Annotated in this window: 5 protein-coding genes; 2 read left to right on the plus strand and 3 right to left on the minus strand. The window is 53.8% G+C overall.

Annotated features, from left to right (window positions below):
* Positions 1–49: 49 nt before the first annotated feature.
* Both Q0336_RS01660 and rpoN read left to right on the plus strand, forming a co-directional pair.
* Positions 50–625, plus strand: coding sequence for a cob(I)yrinic acid a,c-diamide adenosyltransferase (locus Q0336_RS01660; protein ID WP_298524843.1), 576 nt, complete (start codon positions 50–52; stop codon positions 623–625).
* A gap of 59 nt (positions 626–684) precedes the next feature.
* Positions 685–2,136, plus strand: a complete 1,452-nt coding sequence (gene rpoN, locus Q0336_RS01665; protein WP_298524846.1) for an RNA polymerase factor sigma-54 — start codon at positions 685–687, stop codon at positions 2,134–2,136.
* Between the two features lie 109 nt (positions 2,137–2,245).
* Here rpoN and pfkA read toward each other — a convergent pair whose 3' ends face one another.
* The 3 genes from pfkA to Q0336_RS01680 all read right to left on the minus strand — a co-directional run bounded on the left by pfkA (position 2,246) and on the right by Q0336_RS01680 (position 5,740).
* Positions 2,246–3,226, minus strand: coding sequence for a 6-phosphofructokinase (gene pfkA, locus Q0336_RS01670; RefSeq protein ID WP_298524849.1), 981 nt, complete (start codon positions 3,224–3,226; stop codon positions 2,246–2,248).
* A gap of 377 nt (positions 3,227–3,603) precedes the next feature.
* Positions 3,604–4,737 (minus strand): DUF262 domain-containing protein, encoded by a 1,134-nt coding sequence (locus tag Q0336_RS01675; RefSeq protein ID WP_298524851.1) that lies wholly within the window; start codon positions 4,735–4,737, stop codon positions 3,604–3,606.
* 10 nt (positions 4,738–4,747) lie between these two features.
* The gene (locus Q0336_RS01680) at positions 4,748–5,740 is read right to left on the minus strand and encodes an adenine-specific methyltransferase EcoRI family protein (protein WP_298524854.1); all 993 of its coding nucleotides are present in this window, start codon (positions 5,738–5,740) and stop codon (positions 4,748–4,750) included.
* Positions 5,741–6,197 lie beyond the last annotated feature (457 nt).

The following is a 6,197-nucleotide window of genomic DNA, read 5'->3' on the forward strand; positions in this document are numbered from 1 at the left end:
GCATCAGGAGCACCGACTATACTTGACTTAACTTAATACACTCAAAGCTATGGATACCGAGAAGTTCAAACTCTACACGAAGGGAGGAGACAAAGGCCGCACATCGCTCGTCGGTGGGCAGCGTGTCCCTAAGTATGATATTCGCCTAGAGAGCTACGGCACGATCGACGAACTGAATTCCTTCGTCGGTGTGCTCCTCTCCCATGAACTCGAAGAGGTGGATCGTAAGTTCCTCTTCTGGCTACAACACAAACTCTTCTCCGTGGGTGGCTATCTGGCTACCGATACGACTCAGGACGAAGTCCACGAGGTGACCTGCGTCACTGAGCGGGCCGTCGCACGTATCGAGCGTGAGATCGACCGACTGGATGATCTCGTGCCTCCGATCAAGGCCTTCATACTCCCTTCTGGAGGAGCGATCACTGCTTCGGCACACGTCTGCCGTACGGTCTGCCGTCGTGCCGAGCGTATCATCTACCGCCTCAATAGCGAGACTCCGCTGGAGCCTAATGTCCTGCGCTTCATCAATCGCCTCAGTGACTACTTCTTTGCCCTAGCCCGCAAGGAGGTCTTCCGCATCAATGGCGAAGAGATCGTCTGGACCTACGACCACGAAGATCTCTAGCCCATCTTTCCGCCCGCTCTTCGCATTCCCTTTCTTCCGCTTATCCCCCTCCCGCTCCGATGAATAAGCTCACGCAGCAGCAGAAGCTCGATCAGTTCCTCTCCCTCACACCTCAGCAGATCCAGGCCATCAAGATGCTGGAGCTCACGGGGCTGGAGCTCGAGAGTCGTATAGAGCGTGAACTGGAGGAGAACCCTGCTCTAGAAGAGAACTACGAGGAGCCTCAGCGTGAGTCGGAGGACTCTTCTCTCGAGGAGGATGCGAGTGACCAAGACTGGGAGCTCGGCGAATATGCCACCGAGGATGATATCCCCGATTACAAGCTCCGAGAGCTTCAGGAGCGTCAGTCGGTGCGGGAGGAGATCCCCTTTGCCGCTGGTGCACCTTCGCTGGACGAATACCTCATGGAGCAGCTGGCTCTGGTGACTCCTCTTGAGGGGGTGCGCCATGAGATCGCTCGCTACATCATCGGGAATATCGACAGCGATGGCTATCTGACCCGTTCGGTCGAGGAGATCGAGGATGACTTGCTCTTCAAGGCGGGGCTTACCGTCTCGACCCAAGAGATCGAAGAGCTCATCCGTCTGGTGAAGACCCTTGATCCCGCAGGCATCGCTGCAAGCGATCTGAGGGAGTCGCTTCTCTTGCAGATCGAGCGTTTGCCCGAGAGCACGCTTCATCGAGAAGCCTATCGGATGATCCAGGAGCACTATGAGGACTTTGTCAATAAGCGCTTTGATCGCCTTTGCTCCAGCCTTGGGGTGAGCGAAGAGCATCTCTCTGATCTCTATGCCTTCGTGGCGCACCTCAATCCCAAGCCTGCCAGTGGGTATGGTGATGATTCTGAAGGGCGGTTTGCCCACCTCACACCAGACTTCATCGTCACGGAGCGAGATGGCGAACTGCTTATCTCCCTTGTCGGGGAGCGGGATCTTCCTCCGCTTCGCTTGAGCCCTACCTATCTAGCGCTTCTTGAGGAGCAGAAGGGGCAGCGAGGGGACACTCGGCAGAGTCGTGAGGCCTTCACCTTCCTCAAGCATAAGGTTGAGCAAGCTCGGTGGTTCATTGATGCCATCCAGCAGCGTGAGGAGACGCTGCGCAAGACGATGACGGCCATTGTCGCCCATCAGCGAGCCTTCTTCCTCTCGGGCGAGACTTCGGCGCTCAGGCCTATGATCCTTCGGGATATAGCCGAGGCTACGGGGTTGGACATCAGTACGATCTCCCGAGTGAGCAACAGCAAGTCGGTGCAGACGGACTTCGGTGTCTACATGCTGAAGTTCTTCTTCGGCGAAGGTATCCTCAACGAGGAGGGCGAAAGCATCTCCACCCGAGAGGTGCGTGAGGCCCTAGCGAAGCTCATCGAAGAGGAGGATAAGCGTAAGCCACTCTCTGACGAGCAGCTTACCCAGTTGCTCTCCGAGCGGGGCTATCCGATCGCACGCCGTACGGTGGCGAAGTATCGAGAGCAACTGCGCCTGCCCGTAGCCCGTCTACGCCGAGAGCTCTAGCCCTCGATCCCCAGACGAAAACTAAGCGCCAGCGGGCACGAAGCATCTGATGCTTCGTGCCCGCTGGCGCTTTTGTTCCCTCCCGATGAGTAGGGGAGAAGCTCCTTCCTTAGATGGAGAGGATGCGAAGGGCTTCGACTTGGTCCTTGTCGATGGGCTTGTTCTTCTTGATCGCCTTGGAGAAGGGTACGTAGACGAGAGCGTCATTGACGATGCCGATCATCACATTGCGTTGTCCGTCGAGGAGCGCCTCGATGGCTGCGACTCCCATTCGGCTAGCGATGATGCGGTCTTGGGCGCTGGGTGATCCCCCACGCTGGATATGCCCAAGGATCACGACCCGCACGTCGAACTGTGGGTATTCCTTCTCTACTCGTTCGGCGACCTTCATCGCTCCGCCCGTGCTTTCGCTCTCGGAGACGAGCACGATGCTACTGTTCTTGGTCTTGCGAAAGCCGTTCTCGATCGTCTCGGCAAGCTGGTCTTTCTCGACGGCAAACTCAGGGATGATCGCTGCTTCAGCACCTGCAGCCATAGCGCCATTGAGTGCAAGGAAGCCAGCTTCTCGCCCCATGACTTCGACGAAGAAGAGTCGTTCGTGCGAAGATGCTGTATCTCGGATCTTGTCCACGGCTGAGACGATGGTGTTCAGTGCGGTGTCGTAGCCGATCGTGAGGTCTGTGCCATAGAGGTCGTTGTCAATGGTAGCCGGAAGCCCAACGATGGGGAAGTCAAATTCCTCAGCGAAGGCCCGAGCGCCCGAGAGTGATCCATCACCTCCGATGACGACGAGAGCGTCGATCCCGTGGGCACGCATCGTCTCATAGGCGAGTTTGCGACCTTCGGGGTTGCGGAACTCTGGGCAACGGGCGGTCTTGAGGATCGTACCCCCACGCTGGATGATATTGCTCACGTGCTGCGTCTCGAATTCTTCGATTTCCCCCGTGATCAACCCCTTGTAGCCACGATAGATCCCCTTGACGCGGATCCCGTGGTAGATAGCGGTGCGAGTGACTGAGCGGATAGCGGCATTCATCCCAGGGGCATCGCCACCCGAGGTCAGCACTCCTATACATTTGATTGTAGCCATATCTTCTTGATTTTCTTCTAAAGGATCTTGTACAAAATTGTCTACACCAAAGATACGCTAATTGCTTGTCCATCGTCCATCTCCTTCCTTTTCTTGGTCTCTGAAGAAGCGTCGAGTTTGATCCCATAACGACAGACTTCGGGGCGGGGTCAAATAAAACCTACTGTAGGTCGCCTTTGCGACCCACGGTAGGTCGGTCGACCGACCCACAGTAGGTTTTATCGGCGACCTACGGTAGGTCGTTTTTGGGGTGCTCCTGTGACCCCTCGCAAATGTCCTGTTTATCAGGGTTCTTGGACTAGGGGAAGGCCAAGCTTCGAAGCTCCGAAAAGCAGCCTCCAAGGGGAGAGGAAGAATAGCCTCCCGTCCTAGGGTAGTTACTTCTTGCCCTTACGGCGGTTGCAGTCCTTGCAGAGCATCTGGAGATTCTGGGCTTCCGTCTTGCCTCCCAGACTCCAGGGTGTGATGTGGTCGCCCTCCATCTCCTTGTAGTCGAACTTCTTCCCACAGCAGGCGCAGACCCCACCTTGTTGTTCGTAGGCGGTGCGCTTCTGGCTGTCGGTGAAGGCCCGTATATTGAGTACGCTTGGGTCGTCGTTCCCGATAGCCTTCTCGAGGACGTACTGATAGATGCCACTTTTCTTGGTCACATCATCATCCGCCATCAGTCGAGAGACTTCCCGCTCGAGGGCCTGTGGGTCATACGTGTACTGATGGTATCTATTGTAGAAGATGCCCCAGGGAAGCCCCTTCATCTCCTTCCGATAGGTAGGGAAGAGCTTCTCTACCCATGTGATGACTCGACTGAAGTACTCCCAGAGGTCTTGGGCGTTAGGGTCGTGCTGGTGCTCGATCATACATTCCTCGATACTCTGCTTGGGGTTCTCTCGGTCTCCATACCAACGGATTACCTCCTCGAGATAGTCCTGTCGGATCGCTGTCCCCTTGAGGTAGTTGCTCCCAAGCACATGAGCTGCACAGCCCGTCTTACTGAAGTAGCGCTTGGCTTCCGATACCCAAGGTCCCGTATAGACAGCATTGCGTAGCTCTTGGTCGGTAAGCTCTTCACCAGCAATATTGATGGTCTTGAACCATTCGAGCTTCTCGCTCTCCGTCCCGTCGCATATATAGACGGTGAGCTCGTAGTCAAGGATCTTCTCGCATAGGTCCTCAGAGAGTGTCCCAAACTTGAGGGGCTGTGGATTCCCGAAGAGCCCCTTGCACGAAAAGTCATTGTTGAGGAAGGTGCAGATGGATAGCGTCCTCTGCTGTCCGTCGATCAGCTCATAGCGATCGTTCCCTTGCTTAGACCAGTACATCACGTTCAGCGGATAGCCTTTGCTCAGGGTGTCGATGACCGCTTGCTGTTGCTCGGGTTTGTAGATGAATTCACGCTGGTAGGCTGGGCGTACATCCAGCTTACCTCCGTAGGCGACGACGCCATTTTCCCCATTATCCTGATATCCGTTGAATAGGTCACGGACGGCAATGTGTTCGAGTCGAATGTTCATAGGTTACTTGTTATTTACGTTTGCGGATGAGAATGCGTGCATATACGTTTCGTCCATTTATGCTACCATCTTTATCCTTGATTAGACCATGTGGCTTCTTGGGCGCTCTATTCTCGATGATGAGATCATTGGCATCAAGGATCTCGAACTGGCTTGGGTTGTGCTTATCTAAGTAGGTAATCGGAACTCCCATAGCTCCATCATAGTCGCAGGGGATGTCTGCGGTCTTATCTACGTTGATCGCATCGTAGTTGTCGTAGTGAGGATATTCCTCGGGACTATACTTCTTGTAGAGAATAAGCTCCTCGTGTCGCTTCTGTATATCTAGGTTGGTAAACCAGCAAATATTCCCTAGGCTACGCCATTTTTTCCCTTCCTCATCAATCCAAAAGCGTGTAGGGCGCTCTTCGTAGTGATCAGGCACTCGAAACTTCATATCCCCAAACTTATATCCTAGCCATAGCTGATTGTTGCGAACATACTGGAAGATTTCTTTGTATGTGATTGCATTTTGGTTGCCAAGTACAATGAAGCTCTTCCTTTGGTCTACGAGTTGGGTAATATATTCTCGGAAGAGAGAGAAGGGGGGATTAGTGACGACTATATCTGCCTCTTTGAGGAACTCAATACATTCTTCACTACGGAAGTCTCCATCTCCTTCTAGTAGATGCACGAAGCCTGCGATATTGGGATTAGGCGGTGAGCCAATATCCTCCCCTTCATAGACGAGGTATACAGCCTGTTCGGTGGTATTGTCTGAAAGGTGGTTCGGGTTTTGATTCTTGTAACAGGTGGTGATGAGCTTTTTGAGTCCAAGTAGATGAAAGTTCAGGACGAAGTAGTAGAAGAAGTGGCTCATCCTAGGATCGTCGCAGTTGCAGAGTACGGTCTTGCCTACGAAGTGCTTTTTGTAGTGCTTGAGCTCTGCTTCGATATCCTCAAGCTGGGTATAGAACTCATCCTCCTTGGCTTTCTTCGCCTGGGAGAGTTGCTTGTTTGCCATAAGCGCATAGCGTGTTAGGCGCTGGCTATCTCTTCGGTGTAAGCTCCCTAAGAGCCCCAAGACAAAAGAGAAGCGTAGACGCTCCCCACTCTTTGTCTTAAGGCCCTAGGAAAGCCTACTACCCAAGAGATAAGTCACGCCTACGCTATGCGCAGACGTTCACTGACTTACTCGGGGGGTAGTGCTTTGAATTTCCTAGGTTCTAAGACATTTCCGAATAAATAGCAAACGCTATGTTGATACTGAAGATGGAGTGAAACTGGCAGACGCTACTGCCTCACTCCGACGGCAAAGGTAGGCATAATCTGTTAGGCCTCCATCAAGCCCCTCTACCCCGCATGGTCAGCGGGCACTTTGGGACTGAAGTCGTTTCCGCTGGGTGGGGGCAAAAAGAAACCTATGGTAGGTCGCCTTTGCGACCCACGGTAGGTCGGTCGACCGACCCACAGTAGGTTTT

Source organism: uncultured Porphyromonas sp. (genome assembly GCF_938039215.1).
Taxonomy (GTDB): domain Bacteria; phylum Bacteroidota; class Bacteroidia; order Bacteroidales; family Porphyromonadaceae; genus Porphyromonas.

What these genes read in the sequence shown, in the direction of transcription:
- Q0336_RS01675 (WP_298524851.1), bottom strand. Translation starts at nt 4,737, where the DNA reads ATGAACATTCGACTCGAACACATTGCCGTCCGTGACCTATTCAACGGA.
- pfkA (WP_298524849.1), bottom strand. Translation starts at nt 3,226, where the DNA reads ATGGCTACAATCAAATGTATAGGAGTGCTGACCTCGGGTGGCGATGCC.
- rpoN (WP_298524846.1), top strand. Translation starts at nt 685, where the DNA reads ATGAATAAGCTCACGCAGCAGCAGAAGCTCGATCAGTTCCTCTCCCTC.
- Q0336_RS01680 (WP_298524854.1), bottom strand. Translation starts at nt 5,740, where the DNA reads ATGGCAAACAAGCAACTCTCCCAGGCGAAGAAAGCCAAGGAGGATGAG.
- Q0336_RS01660 (WP_298524843.1), top strand. Translation starts at nt 50, where the DNA reads ATGGATACCGAGAAGTTCAAACTCTACACGAAGGGAGGAGACAAAGGC.